Annotated in this window: 27 protein-coding genes and 1 pseudogene; 20 read left to right on the top strand and 8 right to left on the bottom strand. The window is 65.7% G+C overall.

Features of this window, described 5'->3' with window-relative positions; translation table 11 throughout:
- The first annotated feature begins 90 nt into the window (after nucleotides 1-90).
- Both ACZ50Q_RS12655 and ACZ50Q_RS12650 read left to right on the top strand, forming a co-directional pair.
- Nucleotides 91-372 carry a hypothetical protein gene (locus ACZ50Q_RS12655; protein WP_272570001.1) on the top strand — a complete coding sequence of 94 codons (282 nt, stop codon included), beginning with the start codon at nucleotides 91-93 and terminating at the stop codon, nucleotides 370-372.
- Nucleotides 373-727: 355 nt separating this feature from the next.
- A complete protein-coding gene (locus ACZ50Q_RS12650) occupies nucleotides 728-1,090 on the top strand; it encodes a helix-turn-helix transcriptional regulator (RefSeq protein ID WP_464081710.1) in 363 nt (120 codons plus the stop codon).
- A gap of 234 nt (nucleotides 1,091-1,324) precedes the next feature.
- On the opposite strand, the gene ACZ50Q_RS12645 is transcribed toward ACZ50Q_RS12650, so the two are convergent.
- From ACZ50Q_RS12645 to ACZ50Q_RS12635, 3 genes are read right to left on the bottom strand one after another with little or no spacing between them, the layout of a single operon-like run.
- On the bottom strand, nucleotides 1,325-1,849 hold the full coding sequence (locus ACZ50Q_RS12645; RefSeq protein WP_272570005.1) for a helix-turn-helix transcriptional regulator: 525 nt from the start codon (nucleotides 1,847-1,849) through the stop codon (nucleotides 1,325-1,327).
- Between the two features lie 4 nt (nucleotides 1,850-1,853).
- Nucleotides 1,854-2,129 (bottom strand): hypothetical protein, encoded by a 276-nt coding sequence (locus ACZ50Q_RS12640; protein ID WP_464081709.1) that lies wholly within the window; start codon nucleotides 2,127-2,129, stop codon nucleotides 1,854-1,856.
- 59 nt (nucleotides 2,130-2,188) lie between these two features.
- Nucleotides 2,189-3,445, bottom strand: a complete 1,257-nt coding sequence (locus ACZ50Q_RS12635; protein WP_464081708.1) for a tyrosine-type recombinase/integrase — start codon at nucleotides 3,443-3,445, stop codon at nucleotides 2,189-2,191.
- Here ACZ50Q_RS12635 and ACZ50Q_RS12630 point away from each other — a divergent pair.
- Nucleotides 3,432-3,665 carry a hypothetical protein gene (locus ACZ50Q_RS12630; protein WP_464081707.1) on the top strand — a complete coding sequence of 78 codons (234 nt, stop codon included), beginning with the start codon at nucleotides 3,432-3,434 and terminating at the stop codon, nucleotides 3,663-3,665. The two genes, ACZ50Q_RS12635 and ACZ50Q_RS12630, sit on opposite strands and share 14 nt — an antisense overlap.
- 81 nt (nucleotides 3,666-3,746) lie before the next feature.
- On the opposite strand, the gene guaA is transcribed toward ACZ50Q_RS12630, so the two are convergent.
- Both guaA and guaB read right to left on the bottom strand, forming a co-directional pair.
- Nucleotides 3,747-5,339: a glutamine-hydrolyzing GMP synthase gene (gene guaA / locus ACZ50Q_RS12625; protein WP_076520533.1), complete on the bottom strand. Its 1,593-nt coding sequence runs from the start codon at nucleotides 5,337-5,339 to the stop codon at nucleotides 3,747-3,749.
- A gap of 100 nt (nucleotides 5,340-5,439) precedes the next feature.
- Entirely contained in the window at nucleotides 5,440-6,900 is a 1,461-nt protein-coding gene (gene guaB / locus ACZ50Q_RS12620) for an IMP dehydrogenase (protein ID WP_076520532.1), read from the bottom strand.
- 129 nt (nucleotides 6,901-7,029) lie between these two features.
- Between guaB and ACZ50Q_RS12615 the strand changes: the two are divergent.
- The 5 genes and pseudogenes from ACZ50Q_RS12615 to ACZ50Q_RS12595 all read left to right on the top strand — a co-directional run.
- Nucleotides 7,030-7,278, top strand: a pseudogene (locus ACZ50Q_RS12615) (DUF2239 family protein); the annotation flags it as partial.
- Between the two features lie 64 nt (nucleotides 7,279-7,342).
- The gene (locus tag ACZ50Q_RS12610; protein ID WP_464081706.1) at nucleotides 7,343-8,716 is read left to right on the top strand and encodes an HdeD family acid-resistance protein; all 1,374 of its coding nucleotides are present in this window, start codon (nucleotides 7,343-7,345) and stop codon (nucleotides 8,714-8,716) included.
- A 101-nt stretch (nucleotides 8,717-8,817) separates the two neighbouring features.
- A complete protein-coding gene (locus tag ACZ50Q_RS12605) occupies nucleotides 8,818-9,039 on the top strand; it encodes a hypothetical protein (RefSeq protein WP_464081705.1) in 222 nt (73 codons plus the stop codon).
- 217 nt (nucleotides 9,040-9,256) lie between these two features.
- Entirely contained in the window at nucleotides 9,257-9,634 is a 378-nt protein-coding gene (locus ACZ50Q_RS12600) for a DCC1-like thiol-disulfide oxidoreductase family protein (RefSeq protein ID WP_464081989.1), read from the top strand.
- 72 nt (nucleotides 9,635-9,706) lie between these two features.
- Nucleotides 9,707-10,207 (top strand): hypothetical protein, encoded by a 501-nt coding sequence (locus tag ACZ50Q_RS12595; RefSeq protein WP_464081704.1) that lies wholly within the window; start codon nucleotides 9,707-9,709, stop codon nucleotides 10,205-10,207.
- Between the two features lie 63 nt (nucleotides 10,208-10,270).
- On the opposite strand, the gene ACZ50Q_RS12590 is transcribed toward ACZ50Q_RS12595, so the two are convergent.
- Nucleotides 10,271-11,395: an extracellular catalytic domain type 1 short-chain-length polyhydroxyalkanoate depolymerase gene (locus tag ACZ50Q_RS12590; protein WP_464081703.1), complete on the bottom strand. Its 1,125-nt coding sequence runs from the start codon at nucleotides 11,393-11,395 to the stop codon at nucleotides 10,271-10,273.
- Nucleotides 11,396-11,422: 27 nt separating this feature from the next.
- Nucleotides 11,423-11,845 (bottom strand): CopG family transcriptional regulator, encoded by a 423-nt coding sequence (locus tag ACZ50Q_RS12585; protein WP_076520527.1) that lies wholly within the window; start codon nucleotides 11,843-11,845, stop codon nucleotides 11,423-11,425.
- Nucleotides 11,846-12,030: 185 nt separating this feature from the next.
- Between ACZ50Q_RS12585 and ACZ50Q_RS12580 the strand changes: the two genes are divergently transcribed.
- Entirely contained in the window at nucleotides 12,031-12,414 is a 384-nt protein-coding gene (locus tag ACZ50Q_RS12580) for a hypothetical protein (RefSeq protein WP_076520526.1), read from the top strand.
- A 13-nt stretch (nucleotides 12,415-12,427) separates the two neighbouring features.
- On the opposite strand, the gene ACZ50Q_RS12575 is transcribed toward ACZ50Q_RS12580, so the two are convergent.
- The gene (locus ACZ50Q_RS12575; protein ID WP_464081702.1) at nucleotides 12,428-13,339 is read right to left on the bottom strand and encodes a LysR family transcriptional regulator; all 912 of its coding nucleotides are present in this window, start codon (nucleotides 13,337-13,339) and stop codon (nucleotides 12,428-12,430) included.
- Between the two features lie 173 nt (nucleotides 13,340-13,512).
- Here ACZ50Q_RS12575 and ACZ50Q_RS12570 point away from each other — a divergent pair, with 173 nt between their 5' ends.
- The 11 genes from ACZ50Q_RS12570 to ACZ50Q_RS12520 all read left to right on the top strand — a co-directional run bounded on the left by ACZ50Q_RS12570 (nucleotide 13,513) and on the right by ACZ50Q_RS12520 (nucleotide 23,680).
- A complete protein-coding gene (locus ACZ50Q_RS12570) occupies nucleotides 13,513-14,508 on the top strand; it encodes a Bug family tripartite tricarboxylate transporter substrate binding protein (protein WP_464081701.1) in 996 nt (331 codons plus the stop codon).
- Between the two features lie 55 nt (nucleotides 14,509-14,563).
- The gene (locus ACZ50Q_RS12565) at nucleotides 14,564-15,529 is read left to right on the top strand and encodes a 2-hydroxyacid dehydrogenase (RefSeq protein WP_464081700.1); all 966 of its coding nucleotides are present in this window, start codon (nucleotides 14,564-14,566) and stop codon (nucleotides 15,527-15,529) included.
- Nucleotides 15,530-15,658: 129 nt separating this feature from the next.
- Nucleotides 15,659-15,952 (top strand): hypothetical protein, encoded by a 294-nt coding sequence (locus ACZ50Q_RS12560; RefSeq protein ID WP_464081699.1) that lies wholly within the window; start codon nucleotides 15,659-15,661, stop codon nucleotides 15,950-15,952.
- Nucleotides 15,953-16,084: 132 nt separating this feature from the next.
- The gene (locus ACZ50Q_RS12555; protein ID WP_464081698.1) at nucleotides 16,085-16,396 is read left to right on the top strand and encodes a hypothetical protein; all 312 of its coding nucleotides are present in this window, start codon (nucleotides 16,085-16,087) and stop codon (nucleotides 16,394-16,396) included.
- A gap of 80 nt (nucleotides 16,397-16,476) precedes the next feature.
- Nucleotides 16,477-17,157, top strand: coding sequence for a class I SAM-dependent methyltransferase (locus ACZ50Q_RS12550; protein ID WP_464081697.1), 681 nt, complete (start codon nucleotides 16,477-16,479; stop codon nucleotides 17,155-17,157).
- A gap of 168 nt (nucleotides 17,158-17,325) precedes the next feature.
- A complete protein-coding gene (locus ACZ50Q_RS12545) occupies nucleotides 17,326-18,303 on the top strand; it encodes a LysR family transcriptional regulator (RefSeq protein ID WP_464081696.1) in 978 nt (325 codons plus the stop codon).
- A complete protein-coding gene (locus ACZ50Q_RS12540) occupies nucleotides 18,300-19,769 on the top strand; it encodes a flavin-containing monooxygenase (RefSeq protein ID WP_092578493.1) in 1,470 nt (489 codons plus the stop codon). Before ACZ50Q_RS12545 ends, ACZ50Q_RS12540 begins: the two co-directional genes overlap by 4 nt.
- The gene (locus ACZ50Q_RS12535) at nucleotides 19,766-20,740 is read left to right on the top strand and encodes an ABC transporter permease (RefSeq protein WP_092578495.1); all 975 of its coding nucleotides are present in this window, start codon (nucleotides 19,766-19,768) and stop codon (nucleotides 20,738-20,740) included. The genes ACZ50Q_RS12540 and ACZ50Q_RS12535 overlap by 4 nt, the downstream gene beginning before the upstream one ends.
- Nucleotides 20,737-21,654 (top strand): ABC transporter permease, encoded by a 918-nt coding sequence (locus tag ACZ50Q_RS12530; protein ID WP_076520516.1) that lies wholly within the window; start codon nucleotides 20,737-20,739, stop codon nucleotides 21,652-21,654. Before ACZ50Q_RS12535 ends, ACZ50Q_RS12530 begins: the two co-directional genes overlap by 4 nt.
- A complete protein-coding gene (locus tag ACZ50Q_RS12525) occupies nucleotides 21,651-22,664 on the top strand; it encodes an ABC transporter ATP-binding protein (RefSeq protein ID WP_464081695.1) in 1,014 nt (337 codons plus the stop codon). Before ACZ50Q_RS12530 ends, ACZ50Q_RS12525 begins: the two co-directional genes overlap by 4 nt.
- Nucleotides 22,661-23,680, top strand: a complete 1,020-nt coding sequence (locus ACZ50Q_RS12520; RefSeq protein WP_464081694.1) for an ABC transporter ATP-binding protein — start codon at nucleotides 22,661-22,663, stop codon at nucleotides 23,678-23,680. The genes ACZ50Q_RS12525 and ACZ50Q_RS12520 overlap by 4 nt, the downstream gene beginning before the upstream one ends.
- The last annotated feature ends 66 nt before the right edge of the window (nucleotides 23,681-23,746 follow it).

Raw genomic sequence — 23,746 nt, 5'->3', positions numbered from 1 at the left:
GTGAACGCAGTTTAGCCTGCGCTACGATACTTGTTGTATGCGCATACTGCACACACGGTATTATCGCATGATCGCCGATAGGAGCCGACCATGTCCACCCGTACCAGCAAAGGCCAGAAAGCCCACGAGAAGAGTCGTGCTAAGTCAGTGGTCAGACGAGCGTTCTCGATGCAAGAATCCGATGCGCGCCTTATAGAGACACTCCGACTTCGTTGTGCCGCACACGGGATGCTCATGAACCAGAGCGAGGTCGTAAGGATCGGACTGCAAGCGCTGGCCGACATGACCGACGAGCAGTTGTGCGATGAAGCAGCCAAATTGGAACGCTTAGCTGGCACGGCGCGCGAAAAAGTGGATCCGCCGACCTTGTAACGAATCCAGCCAGGATCGGGAAGCGAGGTTTTCGGAAAAGGGCCGGAACTCTTGCTCCTCCACCAGCCCTAGAACATCCTTGGCCTTTCCCATCACGACACCGCGCGGTACAGCGCAAGCCGTCACAGGGTCGAAGAGGGGCATGCCACAGCGCGCAGAGCCCGTCCAGCGTTCCGGCTCGGAGGCATCAGGAATCAAAGCCAAATGACCGCGACTCGCAGAGGCGCGGGGCATAAGCCCGCGAGCCCGGTGGCAGGATGCTCGCGCCCTACGCCTGACCTAGCTGCAACAAGTTGTCGCGATCGCCGCCGATAGTCACCATGAGGCTCATCACGACCCTCATGGATTCTGGACGATGGCTGCCGACTCGGAGTCGATCATGATCTCAACGCAATCCAACGCTTCCCTGCCCCATCCCTGCACCGAGCAGTATGCCCAGCTTCCGCAATTCTCGAAAGGCTCTCCGCTCCCCTTTCGCCGCACGATCCGTCGCCGCGAATTGCATCAGATCGTGCCTCTGGCGGAGACCACCATTTATGAAATGGAGCAGCGCGGCGAGTTCCCCCGGCGTTTCCGACTGACTCCACGCTGCGTGGTCTGGGATCTAGAAGAAGTCGAAGCCTGGGTCGAAGCCCGGAAACAGGCCTCACGAACCACGAAGACCGATGTGCATACTGGCCCGGACGTCAGGCAGCGCCGATTCCGGCCCGTGCGGTGAATAGCCCTACTTTGACCGTGGACACGTGCAAAAAGCGAACTGCCCATGCAAATTCGATGACGGGCGCATAAAAGCGGTTAGGAAAGCGCCAGTCTGCGTAAAACCGATTACGGTTCATCAAAATAGCAAGAGAATCACTCAGGGTGACCCTTCTGCGTGAAAACCAAACCTCTGAGGCTGGTGAAGCGTCCCTATCCTTCCGCCCCTAATCAGCCAGCAGGCCGAGAGCGCCGCTCATCCAACCAGGGCTTCCAGCTCCTTGGACGCCGCACGCGGCAGCCTCCGGCCCTCCTTCGCCACATTGACCTGCAGGGCTGCCCGTGCCACCTCCAGCACATCCTTAGCCAGCGAATAGCTGCCCTTGGTCTGCAGCCAAGCCAACACATCCGCTAGGTGCCAGATCGACGCACTTCCTTCATGCACCGGTGCGGGGAAGCTGCCGGGATGGGCCAGCATCAGCTTGCGCATGTTCTGCCGCGATACGCCAACAATCTCCGCCACATCGGTCAGACCAACCAAGTCCGGCGCCACCTCGATCAGCCGTGCCAACGGCACGGCACGGCGCACATCTGCCAGCGCGCTGCGAACCGCTTCGTTCGCATCCACCGCCTCGCGGATGAACTCCAGCGCCAATCGACCTGGTTGCCCGATGCCGACCAGGGCATCGTCGCAGCCAGCCTCGCCCAGGCGCTCGACCAACACGTCCGGGTCGTGGTCGTCGTCGGCAAGCTGGTATTTCAAGGTGAAGGTGTATTCCATCGCGCTACTCCTTGACATCGTCATCAGCCTCGCGCTGCTTGCGATGCATGGTGCACTTGTCCACGACACGCCGCAAAGCGCGGGCGTGGTTGCTAGGGCTCTTCGGCGTACTCCATATCGACGTGATACAAAACTCACCGCAGCGGCATTCCTCGTCGTTGTACGGACAGTAAATCCGCCCCCAGGCGTGGCTCCCGCCGACTTCGACACGCCAGCCCTGCCCTTCGGCGTGCCTGAGAGCTTCCTCGACCTCTTTCTTCGGATGAGAGGAACGGGTCATCAATGATCTCCAGTATGAGGATGACCAGCCAGGTTGTCAAATGACAACCTGGCCGCCCTTCAGACCGTTGCGCTCAACGTAGGAACGACGACGTTTTCTGGCATCAGCTTCGGCACGTAGGTCTGCCCGTCGATCCAGGCATCAACCATGTTCGCCCACTCCTGCAGCATGTGGCGCCGCTGCTCGGCGTACTCGGCCTTGTTGTAGATCGAGCGTGAGGAGCGCCCCTCTTCGTGTGCCAGACACTTCTCGATCCAATCGCGGTTGAAACCGATTTCGTTGAGTAGGGTCGATCCGGTACGGCGCAGGTCGTGGACGGTGAAAGGCTCCAGCGGCAGACCAGCCGCCTTCGCACGCTCCGCGACGATCTGCGTGACGCGATTCAAGGTCGCGTTCGACATGCAGCGGTCGGCGTCGTAGCGAGATGGCAGCACGAACTTGGAACCGGCAGCGCAAGTGTGCAGCGCTACAAAAATGTCTAGCGCCTGACGAGAGAGATGGACCACATGCGGGTTGCGACCCTTCATCCGCTGCTTTGGAATCGTCCAGGTCGCACTCTCGAAATCGACTTCATCCCAAGTGGCCTGGATCAACTCGCTCTTACGCACCGGCGTCAGCAGGATCATGCGCAGCGCCAGCCGGATCGTCGGATAGGTCGCCACCGATTCCATCTGCCGTGCCATCAACCGGATTTCCAGTGGCGATAACGCGCGATCCTTCGGCACGAAGGTCGCGATCGACGCCGCGCCGACGCCGTCGGCGGGATTGTCCACCCTCTCGCCATGCAGGATGGCGAAGGCATAAACCTGCTTCACGATGTCGCGGATATGTACCGCAGTGGCGGGCGCACCACGTGCCTTCACCTTGCTGCAAAGGGCGCGCAGATCATCGGCAGTGATTTCGTTAAGTTGTCGGTTCTGGAAGACCGGCAGAATGTCCCGATCGACGATGTGCTTGCGCATCGCCTTGGTGCTATCGGCCATCCGAGCACCTTCCAGCCATTTCGCGGTCACGTCACCGAAGGTCTTCGCGGCAGTCAGCCGGCGCTTCTCGCGCTGCTTCTCCAGCGCAGGGGACTTGCCCTGAGCGACGGCCTTCTTGGCGTCGATCAGCTTTTCACGGGCCAATGCCAACGAAATGCCCGCCGGACCGTAGCGGCCAATGGTCAGCGTCTCGCGGCGCCCGTTGAGACGGTAATCGTAGCGGAAGGTGACGGTACCGGTAGGCGATACCGTCACGTACATCCCGTCGCGGTCTGAAGCCTTATAAATCTTGGACTTGGGCTTGAGATTGCGCAGTGCCGTGTCGGTAAGCATCGAGGTTTTTCTCCTGTTTCGTGACGGCTTTTACCGTCAGGGGCCAGGAGACCTGCTGATGCCGGGAAAGCCGCATAAAACAAGCTTTCCCGAGGAGACCTTTACCGTCAAAGACGGTTTAGGTCTGGATAGTGAACGGGACGGTCTTAATCCGGCCTCCGGTTCTTACCGCCACTTCCACCGCCAACCTGTTCTGCTGGCCGGCGATAGTCACCGATAGCTGCCGCGACGTATCCACTTAAAAATCAACGTGTTACGGCAGTTTTTCGATAGCTGGCGATAGTCCCCGAAGGACGTCAACTCACTCCCACTCAATCGTCGCAGGCGGCTTGCTCGACACGTCGTACACCACCCGGTTAATCCCACGAACCTCATTAATAATCCGCGAAGAAACCCGAGCCAGCAACGGATGCGGCAACGGCGCCCAATCGGCCGTCATGAAGTCAAACGTCTGCACTGCGCGCAGCGCCACGACATACTCATACGTCCGCCCATCACCCATCACCCCCACCGACTTCACCGGCAGGAACACCGCAAACGCCTGCGACGTCAGCTCATACCAGGTCAGGCCGCTGGCCTCGTCCTTGGTGTTGCGCAGTTCTTCGATGAAGATTGCATCGGCGCGGCGCAGCAGCTCCGCGTACTCGTGCTTGACCTCACCCAGGATGCGCACGCCCAGACCCGGACCGGGGAACGGGTGGCGGTAGACCATCTGCGGCGGCAATCCAAGCGCCACGCCCAGTTCGCGGACTTCGTCCTTGAAGAGTTCGCGCAGGGGTTCCAGCAACTGCAGGTTCAGCGTGTCCGGCAGGCCGCCCACGTTGTGGTGCGACTTGATGGACGTGGCCTTGCCCGTCTTGGCGCCGGCGGATTCGATGACGTCGGGGTAGATGGTGCCCTGGGCCAGCCACTTGGCGCTTTGCTGCTTGCCGGCCTGTTCCTGGAACACTTCGACGAATTCGCGGCCGATGATCTTGCGCTTGGCTTCGGGGTCGGCGACGCCGGCCAGCTTGCCCATGAATTGGGCGGTGGCGTCGACGTGAATGATCTTCACGCCCATGTTTTCGGCGAAGGTCTGCATGACCTGCTTGCCTTCGTCCAGGCGCAAGAGGCCGTGGTCCACGAAGACGCAGGTGAGCTGGTCGCCGATGGCCTTGTGGATCAGCGCGGCGGCAACAGACGAATCCACGCCGCCGGACAGGCCGAGGATGACTTCGTCGGTGCCGACCTGCTCGCGGATGCGGGCGACGGCCTCGGACACGTAGTCGGGCATGTTCCAGTCGCCCGAGCATTCGCAGATTTCGTTCACGAAGCGGGCCAGCATGGCCTTGCCCTGGACGGTGTGCGTGACTTCGGGGTGGAACTGGACGGCGTAGAAGCGGCGGTCTTCGTCGGCCATGCCGGCGATGGGGCAGGACGGCGTGGACGCCATGAGCTTGAAGCCGGGCGGCAGCTCGGTGACCTTGTCGCCGTGGCTCATCCAGACCTTGAGCATGCCGTGGCCTTCGGGCGTGCTGAAGTCTTCCAGGCCTTCGAGCAGCTTGGTGTGGCCGTGGGCGCGGACTTCGGCGTAGCCGAATTCGCGGTGGTCGGAGAAGCTGACCACGCCGCCAAGCTGTTGCGCCATGGACTGCATGCCGTAGCAGATGCCCAGGACGGGGACGCCCAGTTCAAACACGGCGTGCGGCACGCGCATCGAGCCCTCTTCGTAGGCCGAAGCGTGGCTGCCGGACAGGATGATGCCCTTCAGGCCCTGCGCCATCTGTTCGCGCACGAAGGCGTCGTCGACGTCGCCAGGGTGAACTTCAGAATAGACGCCGGCCTCGCGGACGCGGCGGGCGATCAGCTGCGTGACTTGCGAACCGTAGTCGAGGATAAGAATGCGCTGGTGCATGGAAACTCTACCCGTTGGAAATAAAACCGCACCGGCAGACCCGCTGTTCGTTGCGGTTCTGCCGGTGCGCGATGCATGACATTGTAGTTGACTGTGCGGATCAGTCGGCGCGGTAGTTGGGCGCTTCCTTGGTGATCTGCACGTCGTGCACGTGAGACTCGCGTACGCCCGCGGAGGTGATCTCCACGAATTCGGCCTTGGTGCGCATGTCGTCGATGGTTGCGGCGCCGCAGTACCCCATGGAGGCGCGGATGCCGCCGACCAGTTGGTAAATGATGGCGAGTACGCTGCCCTTGTAGGGGACGCGGCCTTCGATGCCTTCGGGCACGAGCTTGTCGGCGTTGTTGGACGGATCCTGGAAGTAGCGGTCGGCCGAGCCGTCCGTCATGGCGCCCAGGCTGCCCATACCACGGTAGGACTTGTACGAGCGGCCCTGGAACAGCACGACTTCACCCGGGGCTTCTTCGGTGCCGGCGAACATGCCGCCCATCATGCACGCGAATGCGCCGGCGGCCAGCGCCTTGGCGACGTCGCCCGAGTAACGGATGCCGCCGTCGGCGATCAGCGGAACGCCCGTGCCTTCCAGCGCCTTGGCGACTTCGGAGATGGCGTGGATCTGCGGCACGCCGACGCCGGCCACGATACGCGTGGTGCAGATGGAGCCGGGGCCGATGCCGACCTTGACGCCGTCGGCGCCGTACTCGACGAGCGCGCGCGCGGCAGCCGCGGTGGCGATGTTGCCGCCGATGACTTCAACCTTGGGGTAGTTCTGCTTGACCCAGCGCACGCCTTCCAGCACGCCCTTGGAGTGGCCGTGCGCGGTGTCGACGATGAGGACGTCGACGCCAGCGGCGACCAGCTTTTCCACGCGCTCTTCGGTGTTGCCGCCCACGCCCACCGCCGCGCCAACGCGCAACTGGCCTTGGGCGTCCTTGCTGGCCATCGGGTGTTCGGTGTTCTTGACGATGTCCTTGACGGTGGCCAGGCCACGCAGCTCAAAGCCGTCGTTGACGATCAGCACGCGCTCCAGGCGGTGCTTGTGCATCAGGGCCTGCGCTTCGTCGAGCGTGGCGCCTTCCTTCATGGTGACCAGGCGTTCCTGCGGCGTCATGATGTTGCGCAGGGGCTGATCCAGGTTTTCTTCGAAACGCAGGTCGCGGTTGGTGACGATGCCGACCAGCTTGCGGCCTTCGACGACCGGCAGGCCCGAGATGCCATGCTGGCGCTGCAACGCAATGGCGTCGCGCACTTTCATCTGGGGGGTGACGGTGACCGGATCGATCACGATGCCGAACTCGTGGCGCTTGACGCGAGCCACTTCACGCGCTTGGGCGTCGGCGGAGAGATTCTTGTGGATGATCCCGATGCCTCCCTCTTGCGCCATGGCGATGGCCAAACGCGATTCGGTGACGGTGTCCATGGCGGCGGACACGAGGGGGATGTTCAGGCTGATATTGCGGGTAAGGCGCGTGGCCAGGGAGGTGTCGCGCGGCAACACCTCGGAATACGCAGGCACCAACAACACATCGTCGAAGGTGAGCGCTTTTTGAACGAGACGCATGGGTAACTCCGGGCGCAAAGCAAGATTATACGCCGTCAGTCTGATTTGACTAGGTGTTCACCCTAGGTTTTGGGCTGAAATTTATCGCCCCTGCAGCACCAGAATCTGTCCCTAATTAAGCCGGCAAGCGCCCCCCGCGGCCGTGGCCGGCCCAAGCTGGGCGTGGTGCCGCGCGAAGTGACCCTGCTGCCGCGCCACTGGGACTGGCTGGCCTCGCAGCCCGGCGGCGCGTCGGTGGCGCTGCGCAAGCTGGTGGACCAGGCGCGGCGCGACAACGAGGCGCAGGATGCGAAGCGCCAGCGCCAGGAAGCCGCCTATCGGTTCATGTCCGGCATGGCTGGCGATCTGCCCGGATTCGAGGAAGCCACGCGCGCATTGACGCATTCCCCCGGCAGCTTTTATTTTTCATGTACACGTTATCGACTGTTGCCGGGGCCGCGCCATGCCGCAATTGGTTCTGCTGTTGTTGGGAGTGACGTACCTGCGCCAGCGCTGGCGCGCACTGGCCATCGCGGGCGCGGTCTTCCTGCTGGCGGGGATCGTCGTGTTCATCGACGCGCTGGACGGCGCGGCCTATTTCCCCCTGAACGCCTTCGCCATCCTTTTCATCATCGAAGGCCTGGGCACGCTGCTGATCGCCTCCAGCGGCGTGGGCGGGCAGCGCGTCCTGCGCTACGCCAAGGGCCTGTTCGTCCTGCTGGCGGGCGGCCTGATCCTGGCCGGTCATCACCACGGCCACTTCGTGCTGTCGATGATCTTCGGCGCGCTGTTCCTGGTGGACGGGCTGCTGCAGTGTATCGCCGGCTACGTGGTGCGCTATGAGCGCTGGCGCTATGCGTTTGCCGGCGGCGTGGTGGAAATCCTGCTGGCCATCTTCTTTTTCCAGCCCTATCCCACCAATTACCTGGGCACCGTGCCGTATTGCCTGGGCCTCTTCCTGGGGATTGCGGGCATGAAGCTCCTGTGGCTGGCGCGTCGCGTGCGGCACCTTTCCTCCAACCCCGCCTTCGCCGCCACGCAGTCGATGGGTTTTGCCCCGACCGCGCCGGAGCAAGCCGCGCCGCGGGTCTGGGACGGCCCGCCGGCCGATTCCGAACGGGCGCTGACGGTGCACGTCTGGACGCCGTCCGGTTCGGCCAAGACGCAGACCCGCAGCTATCCGGTAGTGGACCGCTACATCGCCGCGGTGGACGTCAATGGCGTCATTTCCACGGGCCACGCAGCGCTGGAGTCGCCCGAGGGCATCTACATCAGCCTGTATCCGCAAGAAGAGATCGACCGGTCGCCCGACGATTTCAGCGCCCTGCTGCGCGCCACCGCCGAAAACGACATTCCGGGCGTTTACCAGCCCGACTACGCCACCGAATCCAAGGCCTGGTGCCCGTCGACCGTCCGCGTGCGGATCCGGAACTACGACGCGGAAAAGCTGGCGGCGTTCTGGGAGGAATACCGCAAGAATTCGACCTACAACCTGACGCACCGCAACTGCTCCAGCACGGTGTCGGGCGCGCTGGACGCCGCGCTGGACGGCGTCGTGGGCCGCCTGCATGGCGGCGAGGCCGGCTGGCGGGTGCTGATCCGGCTGCTGCTGACGCCGGAGCTGTGGGTGGCCTCCCAGATCCGCAAGCGCGCCCTGACCATGGCCTGGACGCCGGGCCTGACCCTGGACTACGCCCGCGCCATGAGCATGCTGGCCGACCCGCGGCCGTTCGGCTGGTGGAAGATGTCGCAGAGCGCGCTGCGCCGAATCGCCGAACTGCGCGAAAGCTGGCGGGCGCAGGACAAGGAAGCGCCGGCGCGCCGGCCGCGGACCTGAACCGCCCGTCCGGCTGTTGCAATTGATCCCTGGAGAATCCCCAGGACCGGGCGTAACGTGAAAGCGCGGCATATGCCGCGTCGCCTTCGCAGGTACGCATCATGACGCCCAACACTCCCCGCCCCGACTCCCGCCCCGATTCCCGCCATGCAGCGCCTGCCGCCGCGCCCGACCCCCATGCGCCGCCGCAGGCGGACAAAGCGCGGGCCAAAGCCGAGCATCAGCATGAAGACGCGCGCCGCAAGGCGCTGGTCGGCTCGCAGCACAAGGAAAACACGCGCGCCGTGGCCGCGCCGCGCTATCACGGACACCGGGGCGGATAACCAGCGGCCCGCAGCGCCCGCGCCATTTGCCGTGCGCTTTCTTCGGACTCGATGCACGCGCGTCGGGCCCGGGACGCACGGCGCCCGCGTATCTCCAGACCTTGGAACTGCCTGAATACCGGATTTCCGGGACGCGGAATCGCCCCTTTTCCGGACTGCCAAACCGTCAAACCGGATTTATGAGGTATGTTCCTGCAACTACCGACGGATCCCGATGATGCAGTCCGACGACAATTACCTCCTCTACGACGGCGATTGCCCCTTCTGCTCGAACTACGTGCGGATGGTGCAGTTGCGCAAGGCGGCGGGCCCCATCGCCATGCTGAACATGCGCGACCATCCCGACCTGGCCGCACGGCACCGCGCGCAGGGCTATGACCTGAACCAGGGCATGATCCTGCACCTGGACGGCCACGATTACTGGGGCTCGGAAGCCATACACCGGCTGGCGTTGCTCAGCACGGACAACGACCTGTTCAACCGCGTGAACGCCGCCATCTTCAGCAACGCCTGTCTGTCCAAGGCGCTCTACCCCTTCATGCGCACGGGCCGCAGCCTGACGCTGACGCTGCTGGGCAAGAAGAAAATGCCCTGATGCGCGCATCGTGCCGGCCGCGCGGGATGCGCGGACAACGCTTCTGTATCCCTTCAATCTGGAATTGACCCGATGCTCTACATCACTGGCGCCGTGCTTCTTGCGCTTACGCTAGGTTCCGTCCTCTATCGCCGCAGGCAGCGCAGGGACGGAGATACGGCCCGCGCCATCGGCCGCGACATGGCTGCCGGCGCCGCCATCTTTGCGTTCGTCGGGCCGCCCGTGGGCATTGCTGTCATTGCCCTGTTCATGGCCGTCGTCGCCTGGAGCTCGGATGGCCTGATGTTCGGGATCTTCGGGCTGCCCTGGGCTTATATCTTCGGCATCGTGCCGGCCATGTTTTGCGGGCTGACCGCGGGCGCCCTCAAGCCGCTCGCGCCCTCGTGGCTGGCCATTCTGCGCATGGGCGCGATTGGCGCGGTTTATGCCTTTGCGTTTCTGCTGACCTTCGGCGGACGCGACCTGTCCTGGTCGTCGACGCTATTTCCCCTGTACATGGGCGCCGTGCCCGCCGCCGTCGCCGGACTGGCGTGCGCCCGGCTGCTCTACGGCAAGCCCGCGCCGGTTCGCTAGGCCGGTTCCGTCGCGGCGAAGGCGCGGCGTGTTTCCGCGCGCCGCGGTGGCGGGGTCAGCGGGTCAGTGCTTTCCGGCCGAGCCGCGCTCGAAGAAGAATCGCAGCATCTGCGCCGTGGCGTCCGGACCGGCGCCGTCCGTATAGGAGCCGTTTGGCGTCCCGCCGGCCCAGGCATGGCCTGCGCCATGGACGTCCCAGCGTTCGGCGACGATGTCGCCCGCCGCATTGCGGTACACGTGCCGCGTGCTGTGGCGCTTGCCGGTTGCGCCCGCCACCCGCTGGGTCTCGGCGCGCGCCCCCGCCCCCGCGCTGGCCGCGATCACGCTTTCGGCGTTGCCCGGATGCACGGTGGCATCGCGGTCGCCGTGGAAGACGATGGTCGGCACGCCGCTGCCCGCTTGCCCGGCGGGCGCCAGGCCCGCGCCCTTCATGGCGGACAGCGCCGACGGAAGATCCGACGCAGCGCCCGCGGCCAGACCCGAATGCACACCCGCCGCCGCATAGAGCTCGGGATAGGCGCCGGCCAGGATCGCGGCCATTGCCCCGCCCGCCGACAGGCCGGCAACATACACGCGCGCCGGATCGATGGGATGGGCCGCCATGACCTCGCGCGTCATGCCCGCCAGGATGGATGGTTCGCCACGGCCCTGCTGCTGGTGGTTGTGCTTGAACCAGTTCCAGCATTTCTGGGGATTGGCGTTGCGCGATTGAACCGGATACAGCACGTAGAAGCCCTGCTCGCGCGCGGCCTCGTTCATGGCGGTGCCCGCCGCGAAATCGTCGGCGTCCTGCGTGCAACCATGCAGCATGACCACCAGCGGACGCGGCGCGCCATCCGGGTTGGGGTTGGGCGGCACGTACAGCTTGTAGGCGCGCTGGCCGGAGGAATTGCGGAAGGATCCCGCCGAAAACGTGTCACCCGAGACGGCGGGTTTGGGCGCGGGCCGGGCGGCATCGCCAGGAATGTCCCGTGCCGTGTCGGGCGCGCGGGCGGAATCCGGGACCTCCCAGGCTTCGACGTCGATGACGTCGATGACGTCGCTGACGTCCACATCGTCCTGCCTGCGCAGAACGGCAGGGGGACCGCCACGCAGCGCGGCCTGGATCGCGGCGGTGGCTGCCGCCAGATCGCCGGACCGGGTGAGCTGGGTGGCCTGATGCATGAGTTGCTGGAATTCAGGGTGCATGGTGTGTCCTTTTTGCGGCGTGTGGGATCAGCGGATGCGCTGACGCAGGGCGGCTTTGACGGCGGGGCTGGCATGCAGGGCGCCCAATACCGTCAGGGATTCGATGGTGGCAAGCGCAAGCTCGGGCGTGACATCGGACGCGATGGTCGCCAGGCCCAATACGCGGATCTGGAGCATTTCGCCCGCGGCCTGGACCGCAAGCAGATCCTGGGCGGTGTAGTGCTGGATACCCAGCACCAGCGTTTTTCGGCTGACGGCCTGACGCACCGCGTCGCCGTGGGTGGCAAGTTGGTTGCGGATCGCGGTGCGGATCAGGTCTGTCCGGTTGGCGTAGAACCCTTCCTGCACGAGCAGATCGATCTGGCCCAGGTCGACGTAACCCAGGTTGATCGTGATTTTCTCGTCGGCAGGCTTGGGGACGGAGGCGAGTTGTGAGGTGCGAGGCGGCATGAACGGAGAATAAAACCATCCACTTGGATGGTCTATGGATGTTTCAACTTGATAGATCCGCCTCGATCCTGCGGGCTTGACCGGCCGACAAAGCGGGAAATCAGCGGCCGATCACCGCCCGGATTCACCGATGCACTACAGTCTGTCCAGGCACAACGCCCACCCAAGACCAAAAGGAACACATCATGGAAAATCCATTCGGCGACGCCGACGAGCCGGCTGGCGACCATCGGCAGTATCTGGTCCTGATCGCGGCGTCCAAAGACAATGCCGCGCTGGCGCAGAAAATCCTTGAGAACCTCAAGAGCCACGTGGACGAGCGCGCCGCGCCCTTATGGATAGACGCCAAGGGAATCGGCGTGCTGGTGACGACGGAACTGGTCGCCTCCGAGATCTGGCGCGAGATGTTCCAGAAGGCGCCGGGCCAGGACTACGGCGACACCCGCAACCTGCTCATTCTTGAAATCGGCAAGGACTGGGCCGCCCGCCGGGATGACAAGATCGAACACTGGCTGGCCAGCCACGTTGGCGCGCCGCTGACCCCGCCACACCGCCCGAAGCGCCGCTAGGGCCGGACCGGCATCACGCCGGTCCGCCGATGCGGACAGCGCCCGGCCCGTCCACCTTCACCACGCGCTGCAGGAACGCGTCCAGCGCGGGATTGTCGTGCTGCGCATGCCAGGCCAGATACATGTCCGCGTAGAGATTGCGTTGTCCGATGGGCCGGAACGCCACCCCTTCAAAGCGCAGTTCGCGCGCCGAGTCCGGGACGATGCCCACGCCCAGGCCCGCCCGGACCAGCGCCAGCAGCGTGTGCGTCTGTCCGGCGCGCTGCACGTACTGCGGCTGCACGTCGGCCAGACCGAAAGCGCCGACGATGCGGTCGTAGAAGTACTTCCCTTCCCGGGGCGAATACAGCACGAACGGCTGCCCCTGCAGCAAGCGCAGCGGGACCGTCGTGTGCTCGCACAACGGCGAGTCCGCAGGCAGCGCCAGCACGAGCGGTTCGCGTTCGACCAGCCGGGATTCGATACCCGCCTGCTGCGGCACGCTGCGGGCCAGGATCGCGTCCAGTTCGTGTGCCAGCAGCAGTCGGCTCAGGTCCGTGGTCACGGTTTCACGCAGCTGGATCTCCACGCCCCCGAGCAGCTTGCGCGCCTGCATGATGAGAGAGGGCATCAGCCGATACGCGGCCACGGCGGTGAAACCCAGCGTGATGTGCCCGGCCTCGCCGCCGGACGTGCGGCGCGCGGTGGCGGCGGCCTGCGCCGAAAATTCCAGCAGATGTCGCGCATCGCGCAGAAAGCGCCGGCCTGCGGCGCTGAGCAGAACCTGACGGCTGTTGCGCTCGAAGAGCGTCACGCCCAGGTCCTGCTCCAGCAACTGGATCTGGCGCGACAGCGGCGGCTGCGTCATGCACAGGCGCTCGGCGGCGCGGCCGAAGTGCAGTTCTTCGGCGACCGCGATGAAGCATTCGAGCTGGCGGAATTCCATCGATCCAATCCTTGAATTGATTGATGCTATTTATAGCTCGAACGGCTATCCATGGACACACCTCCCTATACTCGGCCGCAGGGTCGGAATGCGGCCTGCAACGCCTCAGGAGCCTGCCCCGCAGCACCCTTTTTTGCGGCCCCGCCGCCATCAACGCCATAAAGAGAAAATCCATGGAGACAAAGAACACCGCCCGGATCCGCGTCCGGCTCCTCGCCGCGGCGCTGGCCCTGGCCGCCACCGCCGCCCTGCCGCACGCGGCCAGCGCCGCCGGCTATCCGGAGCGCCCGATCAATCTCATCGTGCCCTTCTCGCCGGGCGGAGGCACCGACATATCGGCGCGCCTGCTGGCGGCGGCCCTGGGTGAAAAATTCTCGTCATCGGTGGTGGTGGACAACCGGCCGGGCGCCGGCGGCCAGATCGCCGCCGACCTGGTGGCCCGCTCCCAGCCCGATGGCTACACGCTGCTGTTCGCCAACTCCGGGATGCTGGCGATCAACCCCTGGATCTACAAGCTGCATTCCGACCCGGTCAAGGCGTTCGCGCCCGTGTCGCTGTTCTCGGACCTGCCGTTCGTGCTGGTGGTGCCCGCCAGCCTGCCGGCCAAGAACGTTGCGGAACTGGTCTCGTTGACCAAGTCCCAGCCGGGCAAGCACACCTTTGCCAGCTCGGGCACCGGCGGCGCGCCGCACCTGTCCGGCGAGATCTTCCAACAGGCCACCGGCGTGGATCTGGTGCACGTGCCTTACAAGGGCGGCGGCCCGGCGATGACCGACCTGATGGCCGGCCGCGTCGACATGCTGTTCGCGTCGGTCCTGGAAACCATGCCCTACGTGACGGCTGGCAAGCTGCGCGCGCTGGCGGTCACGGGCGCCACCCGCTCGCCCGCCATGCCGGACGTCCCCACGATCGACGAAGCGGGCGTCAAGAACGCGCAAAGCGGCTCGTGGACGGCGGTGCTGGCGCCCGCTGGCACGCCGCAAGCGGTGATCGACAAGCTTTCCGAGGCGATCCGCGAGGTGGCTGCGGACCCCGCGGTCAAGACCAAGCTTGAATCGCAGGGCGCGGTCGCGCATGGCTCCACGCCAAAGGAATTGCAGGATCTGGCGGCCCGCGAGCGCGAACGCTATGGGCAGATCATCAAGTCCCGTAACATCCAGACCAACTGACCTCGCTGTCCGGCCCGCCTCGGCGGGCCTCCTCTTACCCCTATAAGCCGTATCCATGACCGCATCCCTACCCGCCTTCGCCGCCGACCTGTTGATGGTCGGTCCCTTGCTGCCCGAGCTGACGGCCGACCTGGAATCCCGCTACCGCGTCCACCGGCTCTGGGAAGCCGACGACACCGCGGCGCTGCTGCGCGAACATGGCGCCGCCATCCGCGGCATCGCCACCAGCGGCCGCTTCGGCGCAAAAAAGGAACTGATCGACGCCCTGCCCGCGCTGGAAGGCATTTTCAGCTTCGGCGTGGGATACGACACCATCGACATCGCGGCCGCCAAGGCCCGCGATGTCGTAGTCACCAACACCCCGGGCGTGCTGGACGCCTGCGTGGCGGACACCGCGCTGTCGCTGATGCTGGCGGTCTCGCGCCGCATTGCCGAAGCCGACCGCTTCGTGCGCGCCGGCCGCTGGCCCGCCGAGGGATTCGGCCTTGGGTCGCGCATGAGCGGCAAGCGCTGCGGCATCGTCGGCCTGGGCAACATCGGGCTGCAGATCGCCCGGCGCGCACAGGCGTTCGACATGGAAATCCTGTACACCAACCGCAAGCCGCGCCCCGATGCGCCCGCGTCCTACCACTATTGCCCGGACATCGTGGAGCTGGCGTCGCAATGCGACTACCTGGTCCTGGCCGTACCGGGCGGCGGCGCGACCCGGCACATGGTGAATGCGCAGGTGCTGGACGCGCTGGGCCCCGACGGCTGGCTGATCAATATCGCCCGCGGCACGGTGGTGGACGAAGCGGCGCTGGTGGCCGCGCTGCAGCAAAAGCGCATTGCCGGCGCAGGCCTGGACGTCTTCGAGCATGAACCCGCCACGCCCCCTGAATTGAATGGCATGGACAACGTGGTGATGCTGCCGCACATCGCCAGCGGCACGCACGAAACGCGGCGCGCGATGGCGGACCTGATGCGCGCGAACCTGGACGGGTGGTTCCGCGAAGGCCAGGTGCAGACGCGGGTGGTGTAGGCGTTTTTGCAGGCCACGGCCGCCCCGCGAGAGGGGCACGACGCGGGCGGGTGCAAGCTGACGAAACCCCTGATGACACGTCACCGTTTTAGGCGGACTATACTGGATATATAAACAGTATTTTCCGTCATGCCGTTCAAAGCCCCCCTCTCTCACGCCGACCTGCGCCTCATCCGCGAACGTCAGCCCTGGAACACCGACGTCATCTCCCTGCTCTGGGAGGTCAAGCGGCTGCGGTCGGTGCTGCTGCGCGCCTATCAACTATCCGGCGACTTCAAGCGCCCGGCGGGAATCACGGGCGAACTCTACGACGAATTCATGAAAGACCTGCGCACCGAGCCCTGCGTGCTTGAACGCGACGACATGACGGCCTCGCTGATGGAATCACCGGACAAGCTGCGCAAGGGGATGGCGCCGCGCTAGCTTTCCCGTATCCCGGCGGCCCCGCGCGGGTGGGGGCAGATCCCGGCGATGGCCGGGCGGCAAGAACTGGCTTGCGCGCATATCCAGGAGTATCGTCAAGACGCATTCTTGGCCCTTTCTTGGAGGCGCCCCATGCCTGACGTTCCAAACGTAGACCCGGAGATGAACCCAGCGATAGCCCCAGCGATAGCCCCGAACACAGACATCGAGCCCGGCGCGTCCCAGATGGGCAACCTGGTGCAGTTCCTGCTGTGGATCGCGGCGCGGCCTCGCACCTATTCCGAAACCATGGAGGCGTGGCGCACCAATTGCCCGCGGCTGTCGGCCTGGGAGGACGCCACCGCCAACGGACTCATCGACATGACCCAGGAAGAAAGCCCCGTGCGCGGGGAGTCCGTGGTGGTGCTGACCGCCAAAGGCCGCGCGATGCTGATGGGGAAATAGCCCGCCCCTGGGACAACTCCCATTCCTGGGGTCCCGGCGAGGCTGTAGCATTTTCAGGTCCTCGAAAGGAGCGCCAGGCGATGAGCGGGAAGGTTGATTTCGATGAGCACACCGAAAACTACAACAAGCTTCTGCGCGAAAGCGTCGGCTTCTTTTCGGAAAACGACGCGTACTTCGCGCGATACAAGGTCGAACTGGTCCACAAGGCCATCCCGGCGCCGCCGGCCCGCATTCTGGAATACGGGTGCGGCATCGGCCGCAACATCCCCTTCCTGAAGCAGTATTTTCCGGACGCCGTCATCGAAGGCTCGGACGTGTCGCCCGCCAGCCTGGACATGGCGCGCCAGGAACACCCGGACAACACCTTCTTCCTGGAAGACGGTTCGTACGAAGGCGAAGGCTACGACTTGATCTTCGTTGCCAGCGTCTATCACCACATCCCCCCGTCCGAGCGGCAGGCCGCCACCAACAGTCTGGCAAAGCGCCTGAAACCGGGCGGGTCGGTCTACGTCTTCGAGCACAACCCCTACAACCCGGTGACGCGGCGCATCGTGAATAACTGCATCTACGATGCCGACGCCGTCCTGCTCAAGCCCGCCGAGCTTAAGTCCCTGATCCGCAAGGCGGACCTTGACCTGAACGCCGTGGCGTACTGCCTTTTCATTCCGCCGAAACTGTCGGCCCTCATCTGGATGGAAAAGCACCTGGGCTGGCTGCCGCTGGGCGGCCAGTACTGGGTCTGCGCCACGCGCCCGGGGTAGCCCGCCCCAGCGCGCCGGCACCCATGGGCCGGCCAGCCGCTTGAAATAACTCGGCGTTATGAAATTCCCTAAGGTAAACCCCATTAGGGAATTTGCTTATGCGCTTTAATTATTTGCAAAGCGCATACTTGACCCGCCAGAATTCGTCCTTGGCATAAATCAACACCCATGGAACTTCGTCAACTCGAGGCCTTTGCGGCCGTCATGTCCACGGGCAGCGTCACCGCCGCGGGACGGCTGCTTGGACGCTCCCAGCCCGCGATCAGCCGTTTGCTGCAAGAGATGGAGGCCGAGATCGGCTACCCCCTGTTTGCGCGCAGCGGTCCCCGCGTGACGCCCACCGAGCAGGGCTTTCTGCTGTATGACGACGTTGAACGCGCGCTGGCCAGTCTGCAGCAGATCCGCAGCCGCGCGGAAGAAATTGCGCGCGGCCATGCCCAGCCGCTTCTGGTGGCCGCCACCTCCGCCCTGGCCGCGGGACTGGCGCCGGCCGCGCTCAAACGCATCGAAGACCGGGTCGGCGCCGCGCGCATCCAATTGCGCAGCGCATCGCCCGAACGCGTGGTGCACGCCGTGCTGTCAGGCGCCGCCCAACTGGGCGCGACCAGCCTGCCGCTGGAGCATCGCGGCCTGACGGTGCATTGGATCGGGCAAGCGCCCTGCGTGGTCGCCCTGCCCGACGACGATCCGGTCGCGCAACAGTCCGTGGTGCCGGTGTCGGCCCTGGCCGGACGCCGCCTCATCACCATGGCCAACCCCTATCGCCTGCGCCGCCGCCTGGACGCCGCGCTGGCGCAGAACGGGCGGGCCCTGGGCACCATCGAAACCAATTCGTCCATCAACGCCTTGGCCGCGGTACGCGCCGGCCTGGGCGTGTCGGTGCTGGAACCCGTGACCGCCTACGGCTCGCCCATGACGGGCGTGGCGATCCGGCCCATCGACCTGGACATCCCCTTCTTTTTCGGGGTCATCACCCCCCAGTCGCAAACGCTGACGCCGGCCTGCCAGGCCATGGCGGACGCGCTGGCCGACGCCGCCGCCGCGCTGCTGCCGGGCTTCGTGCTGCACGATGCCTCCGAGCATTCGGCGCTGTTGCAGTCGATCTACGGCGATGACGCCCCTGTCATGGAAACACCCGCACTATGAATCTTCCCCTCGCCACCCCGCCGCAAGGCCTGCCCGCCCTGGAGGCGCGCCTTCGGCAAGACCTGTCCTGGCTGGAACTGCCCGCCAAGAACTGGGTGACGCCCCGCCTGGTCGACGGGAATCAGGTGCTGGACGTGGCCATCATCGGCGGCGGCATGGCGGGTCTTGCGGCCGCCGCGTCGCTCAAGCACCTGGGTATCGACGCGCCGATCTTCGACCAGGCGCCCGAAGGTTATGAAGGCCCCTGGGCCACCACCGCCCGCATGGAAACGCTGCGCTCGCCCAAGCAGTTGACCGGCCCCGCGCTGGGCCTGCCCGCGCTGACGTTCCGCGCGTGGTTCGAAGCGCAGTTCGGGCTGGACGCCTGGGAAGCGCTGGACAAGATCCCGCGCCTGCAATGGATGGACTACCTGCGCTGGTACCGCCGCGTGCTGGCGCTGGACGTGCGCAACGAACACCGCATCCTGTCGGTGCAGCCGCGCGCCGACAGGCTGGTCGCGCTGGACATCGAATCGCCCGCCGGACGCAGCACCGTGCTGGCCCGCCGCGTCGTGCTGGCCACGGGCCGCGACGGCCTGGGCGGCGCGTACGTGCCCGACTTTGCGAAGAAACTGCCGCGCGACCGCTGGGCGCACTCGTCCGACGTGATGGACTACAACACCCTGGCCGGCAAGCGCGTGGGCGTCGTGGGCGCGGGCGCATCCGCCATGGACAGCGCCGCGACCGCGCTGGAAGCCGGCGCCGCCAGCGTGGACCTCTTGATCCGCCGCAACGACATTCCCCGCATCAACAAAGGCAAGGGCGCCGGCAATCCCGGCCTGACCCACGGCCACCTGACGCTGCCCGACGAATGGAAGTGGAAGATCCGCCACTACATCAACGCCGCGCAGGTGCCGCCCCCGCGCGGCAGCACGCTGCGCGTATCGCGCCATCCGAACGCCTTTTTCAACCTGGGCTGCGGCGTGCAGGACCTGGCGCTGATCGATGACGAGATCCACGTCACCACGCCCAAAGGCGTGTTCGTGCTGGACTTCCTGATCTTCTCCACGGGCTTTCGCATCGACTGGACCGTGCGCCCGGAATTCGCGCCGCTGGCCCCGCACGTGCGCGCCTGGGGCGACCGCTACACCCCGCCCCCCGGCGAGGAAGACCAGGAACTGCATGACTCGCCCGACCTGGGCGCGGTCTTCGAACTGCAGGAAAAGGTCCCCGGCGCCTGCCCCGGCCTGGATCGGGTGCATTGCTTCTCGTACCCCGCCGCGCTGACGCAAGGCACCATTTCGGGCGACATCCCCGCCATCAGCGAAGGCGCCAAGCGCCTGGCGCAAGGCATTGCCGGCCTCTTCTACCGCGAAGACGTCGCCACGCACTACGCCAACATGGAAGCGTTCTCCGAGCCCGAAGTGTTCGGCGACGAGTGGACCCCGGCCCCCGCCCCGGCCGCGCAGGCGGAGACCGCGCAATGACCGCATGGCTGCTACGCCGCGTGGCGCAGGCCGCCGTGGTCGTGTTCCTGATGACGCTGATCGTCTTCGTCGGGCTGCACGCCATCGGCAACCCCGTGGACATCCTGATCGGCCAGGACGTGGACCAGGTGGACCGCGCGCGCATCATCGCCGAACTCGGCCTGGACAAGCCCCTGTGGCAACAGTACCTGGCCTTCCTGAACGGGGCGCTGCACGGCAACCTGGGCAACAGCTTTGTCTACAACATCCCCGCGATCGAGCTGGTGATCCAGCGTCTGCCGGCCACGCTTGAACTGGCCATCACCGCGCTTTCCTTCGCCGTCATCATCGGCCTGCCGCTGGGCCTTTTCGCCGGTCTGTATCCCGACAGCCGCGTGTCCAAGACGATCATGGCGGGCAGCATCGTCGGCTTCTCGCTGCCCACCTTCTGGGTGGCGCTGATGCTGATCATGGCATTCAGCGTGTCGCTGGGCTGGCTGCCGGCCAGCGGCCGCGGCCAGACGGTGGAGTTCCTGGGCTTCCAGTGGTCGTGGCTGACGGCCGACGGCTGGCGCCACCTGATCCTACCGGCGTTCAACCTGTCGCTCTTCAAGATCTCGCTGGTGATCCGCCTGACCCGCGCCGGCGTGCGCGACGTGATGCCGCTGGACTTCGTGAAATTCGCGCGCGCCAAGGGCCTGTCGCCCTTGCGCGTGGTCTGTGTGCACGTGCTGCGCAACACCATGATCCCGCTGGTGACGGTGCTGGGCCTGGAACTGGGCTCGACCATCGCGTTCGCCGTCATCACCGAAAGCATCTTCGCGTGGCCCGGCGCCGGCAAGCTGATCCTGGACAGCCTGAACGCGCTGGACCGGCCGGTGATCGTGGCCTATCTGATCGTGGTGGTGTGCCTGTTCGTGACGCTGAACCTGATCGTCGACATTCTGTACAAAGTGCTGGACCCCCGGGTGCGGCTGGAGGCCACGGCATGAGTTCCGTATCCCAAACCGCGCAGGCGCCCGTCCTGCGCCGCGAGTCGCCATGGCGCCGCAACCTGGCCGAGTTCCTGTCGTCCAAGACGGCCGTGCTGGGCCTGGTGGTGGCGACGCTGCTGATCCTGGCCGCCGTGCTGGCGCCCTGGATCTCGCCGCAGAACCCCTATGACCTGCTGCAGATCGACGTGCTGGATTCGCGCCTGCCGCCCGGCACCATGAACGGCCTGGAGACCTTCCACTACTGGCTGGGCACCGACGGCCAGGGCCGCGACCTGCTGTCGGGCATCCTGTATGGCCTGCGCATCAGCCTGATGGTGGGCGTGGGCTCGGCGCTGATCGCCGGCGTCATCGGCACGCTGCTGGGCCTGTTGGCCGCCTACGCCGGCGGCAAGGTCGACGCCTTCATCATGCGCCTGGTGGACCTGATCCTGTCGTTCCCGTCGATCCTGGTGGCCATGATGATCCTGGCCTACCTGGGCAAGGGCGTGGGCAACGTGGTGCTGACGCTGGTGATCCTGGAATGGGCCTATTACGCCCGCACCGCGCGCGGCCAGGCCCTGGTCGAGCGCCGCCGCGAATACGTCGAAGCCGCCCGCTGCCTGGACATCCCCAACTGGCGGATCATGCTCAAGCACATCCTGCCCAACTGCCTGCCGCCGCTGATCGTCATCGGCACGCTGCAGATCGCGCGCGCCATCACGCTGGAAGCCACGCTGAGCTTCCTGGGCCTGGGCGTGCCCGTGACCGAACCGTCGCTGGGTCTGCTGATCTCCAACGGCTTCCAATACATGCTGTCCGGCGAATACTGGATCAGCTTTTACCCCGGCATCGCGCTGCTGATCACCATCGTGGCGATCAACTTGGTGGGCGACCGCCTGCGCGACGTGCTGAACCCGAGGACCCACAAATGACCGACCGCTCCGCCTCGGCTGGCGCGCCGGCCACGCTTGAAGTGCGCGACCTGCGCACCCATTTCCATACCCGCGCTGGCGTGCTGCCCGCCGTGGACGGCGTCTCCTTTACGCTGGAACGCGGCAAGATCCTGGGCCTGGTCGGCGAGTCCGGCTCGGGCAAGTCCGTGACGGGCTTTTCCATCATGGGTCTGGTCGACGCGCCGGGCCGCATCGTCGGCGGCGAAGTCCTGTTCAAGGGCCGCGACCTGACCAAGCTGCCCCCGCGCGAACTGCGCCGTCTGCAGGGCAACCGCATCGCCATGATCTTCCAGGATCCGATGATGACGCTGAACCCCGTGCTGCGGGTGGACGTGCAGATGATCGAGACGGTGCGCGCCCACAATAAGATGAGCAAAGAGCAGGCCCGCATCCTGGCGCGCGACACGCTGGGCATGATGGGCATTCCCAGTCCCGAGGAGCGCCTGCGGGCCTATCCGCATCAACTGTCCGGCGGCATGCGTCAGCGCGTGGCCATCGCGATTGCCATGCTGCACCGCCCGGACCTCATCATCGCCGACGAGCCGACCACCGCGCTAGACGTCACCATCCAGGCGCAGATCCTGTCCGAAGTGCAGAAGCTCGCGCAGCAGCACGGCACCAGCCTCATCTGGATCACGCACGACCTGTCCGTCGTCGCCGGCCTGGCTGACGACGTGGCCGTCATGTATGCCGGGCGCATCGTCGAACACGGCAAGGTCGACGACGTGCTGGACCGGCCGCAACACCCGTACACGGTGGGGCTGATCGACAGCCTGCCCAGCAACAACGCGCGCGGCCAGCGCCTGCGCCAGATTCCCGGCATGACGCCGAACCTGCTGCACCTGCCGGCCGGCTGTGCGTTCGCGGCGCGCTGCGCGCGCGCCACCGCCGCCTGCGGCCAGCAACCCGGCATCACCCAAGCCCTACCCGAACACAACGTGCGCTGCTTCCATCCTTCCATCCAGATCCACCGCGAGGTGGCGGCATGAGCGCGACCGCCCACGCCCCCACCCCGCTGATCGACCTGCGCCAGGTCAGCAAGCGTTTCGGCGAACGCAAGATCGGCGCCGCCGGCCGCGCCATGCAGTCGCTGGGCCTGTCCAAGCCGCCCGCGATCACGCGCGCGGTGGACCACGTGGACCTCATCGTGAATCCCGGCGAAGTCGTCGGCCTGGTCGGCGAATCCGGCTGCGGCAAGTCCACGCTGGGCCGCATCGCCGCCGGACTGCTCACGCCGTCGGGCGGCGAGGTCCGCGTCAATGGCGTGCGCCCCGCCGACATGAATGCCGCCGAGGCCCACGCCGCGCGCCTGAAAGTGCAGATGATCTTCCAGGACCCCTACGCCAGTCTCAACCCGCGTCTGCGCGTGGACGAGATCGTGGGCGAAGCGGCCCGCATCCACGGCCTGGTCGGCAACGGCGACTTCGACGACTACGTCAGCGCGCAACTGGAACGCGCCGGCCTGGACCCCGCCCTGCGCCAACGCTACCCGCACCAGTTCAGCGGCGGCCAGCGCCAGCGCATCGGCATCGCCCGCGCGCTGGCCGTGCAGCCGTCCATGCTGGTCTGCGACGAGGCCGTGGCCGCGCTGGACGTGTCGATCCAGGCGCAGATCCTGAACCTGTTCATGGACCTGCGCGAAGAGCTCAACCTGACCTATCTCTTCATCAGCCATGACCTGGGCGTCGTCGAACACCTGTCCGACCGCGTCGTCATCATGTACCTGGGCCGCGTCGTGGAGACGGCGACCGTGGAAGAAGTCTTCCGCCGTCCCAACCACCCGTACACGCAGGCGCTGCTGGCCGAGATCCCCACCCTGAAATCGCGCCACAAGACCTTCACCGCGATCAAGGGCGAGATTCCCAGCCCGCTCAACCCGCCCGGCGGCTGCCATTTCCATCCGCGATGTCCGCATGCGATGCCGCGCTGCAAGACCGAAGTTCCCACGCTGAAGGGAATCGCCATCAACCACCTGAGCGCCTGTCACCTGAACGACATGGCCTGACGATCAATGGCTGCGGCCCCACCGCCGCAGCCGCTGGACCCACACCGTTCCCCCCTATACCAAGGA

Source organism: Achromobacter sp. T5-5, from assembly GCF_055397965.1.
Note: the sequence above shows the minus strand (reverse complement) of the source record. Positions and strands in the feature narration are given on the sequence as shown.

Coding starts and splice junctions, on each gene's coding strand:
- ACZ50Q_RS12530 (WP_076520516.1), top strand. CDS start 20,737: ATGAGTTCCGTATCCCAAACCGCGCAGGCGCCCGTCCTGCGCCGCGAG.
- ACZ50Q_RS12550 (WP_464081697.1), top strand. CDS start 16,477: ATGAGCGGGAAGGTTGATTTCGATGAGCACACCGAAAACTACAACAAG.
- ACZ50Q_RS12635 (WP_464081708.1), bottom strand. CDS start 3,445: ATGCTTACCGACACGGCACTGCGCAATCTCAAGCCCAAGTCCAAGATT.
- ACZ50Q_RS12600 (WP_464081989.1), top strand. CDS start 9,257: ATGCAGTCCGACGACAATTACCTCCTCTACGACGGCGATTGCCCCTTC.
- ACZ50Q_RS12640 (WP_464081709.1), bottom strand. CDS start 2,129: ATGACCCGTTCCTCTCATCCGAAGAAAGAGGTCGAGGAAGCTCTCAGG.
- ACZ50Q_RS12610 (WP_464081706.1), top strand. CDS start 7,343: ATGCCGCAATTGGTTCTGCTGTTGTTGGGAGTGACGTACCTGCGCCAG.
- ACZ50Q_RS12560 (WP_464081699.1), top strand. CDS start 15,659: ATGCCGTTCAAAGCCCCCCTCTCTCACGCCGACCTGCGCCTCATCCGC.
- ACZ50Q_RS12545 (WP_464081696.1), top strand. CDS start 17,326: ATGGAACTTCGTCAACTCGAGGCCTTTGCGGCCGTCATGTCCACGGGC.
- ACZ50Q_RS12520 (WP_464081694.1), top strand. CDS start 22,661: ATGAGCGCGACCGCCCACGCCCCCACCCCGCTGATCGACCTGCGCCAG.
- guaA (WP_076520533.1), bottom strand. CDS start 5,339: ATGCACCAGCGCATTCTTATCCTCGACTACGGTTCGCAAGTCACGCAG.
- ACZ50Q_RS12580 (WP_076520526.1), top strand. CDS start 12,031: ATGGAAAATCCATTCGGCGACGCCGACGAGCCGGCTGGCGACCATCGG.
- guaB (WP_076520532.1), bottom strand. CDS start 6,900: ATGCGTCTCGTTCAAAAAGCGCTCACCTTCGACGATGTGTTGTTGGTG.
- ACZ50Q_RS12655 (WP_272570001.1), top strand. CDS start 91: ATGTCCACCCGTACCAGCAAAGGCCAGAAAGCCCACGAGAAGAGTCGT.
- ACZ50Q_RS12570 (WP_464081701.1), top strand. CDS start 13,513: ATGGAGACAAAGAACACCGCCCGGATCCGCGTCCGGCTCCTCGCCGCG.
- ACZ50Q_RS12645 (WP_272570005.1), bottom strand. CDS start 1,849: ATGGAATACACCTTCACCTTGAAATACCAGCTTGCCGACGACGACCAC.
- ACZ50Q_RS12525 (WP_464081695.1), top strand. CDS start 21,651: ATGACCGACCGCTCCGCCTCGGCTGGCGCGCCGGCCACGCTTGAAGTG.
- ACZ50Q_RS12555 (WP_464081698.1), top strand. CDS start 16,085: ATGCCTGACGTTCCAAACGTAGACCCGGAGATGAACCCAGCGATAGCC.
- ACZ50Q_RS12540 (WP_092578493.1), top strand. CDS start 18,300: ATGAATCTTCCCCTCGCCACCCCGCCGCAAGGCCTGCCCGCCCTGGAG.
- ACZ50Q_RS12595 (WP_464081704.1), top strand. CDS start 9,707: ATGCTCTACATCACTGGCGCCGTGCTTCTTGCGCTTACGCTAGGTTCC.
- ACZ50Q_RS12605 (WP_464081705.1), top strand. CDS start 8,818: ATGACGCCCAACACTCCCCGCCCCGACTCCCGCCCCGATTCCCGCCAT.
- ACZ50Q_RS12650 (WP_464081710.1), top strand. CDS start 728: ATGGCTGCCGACTCGGAGTCGATCATGATCTCAACGCAATCCAACGCT.
- ACZ50Q_RS12590 (WP_464081703.1), bottom strand. CDS start 11,395: ATGCACCCTGAATTCCAGCAACTCATGCATCAGGCCACCCAGCTCACC.
- ACZ50Q_RS12585 (WP_076520527.1), bottom strand. CDS start 11,845: ATGCCGCCTCGCACCTCACAACTCGCCTCCGTCCCCAAGCCTGCCGAC.
- ACZ50Q_RS12565 (WP_464081700.1), top strand. CDS start 14,564: ATGACCGCATCCCTACCCGCCTTCGCCGCCGACCTGTTGATGGTCGGT.
- ACZ50Q_RS12535 (WP_092578495.1), top strand. CDS start 19,766: ATGACCGCATGGCTGCTACGCCGCGTGGCGCAGGCCGCCGTGGTCGTG.
- ACZ50Q_RS12575 (WP_464081702.1), bottom strand. CDS start 13,339: ATGGAATTCCGCCAGCTCGAATGCTTCATCGCGGTCGCCGAAGAACTG.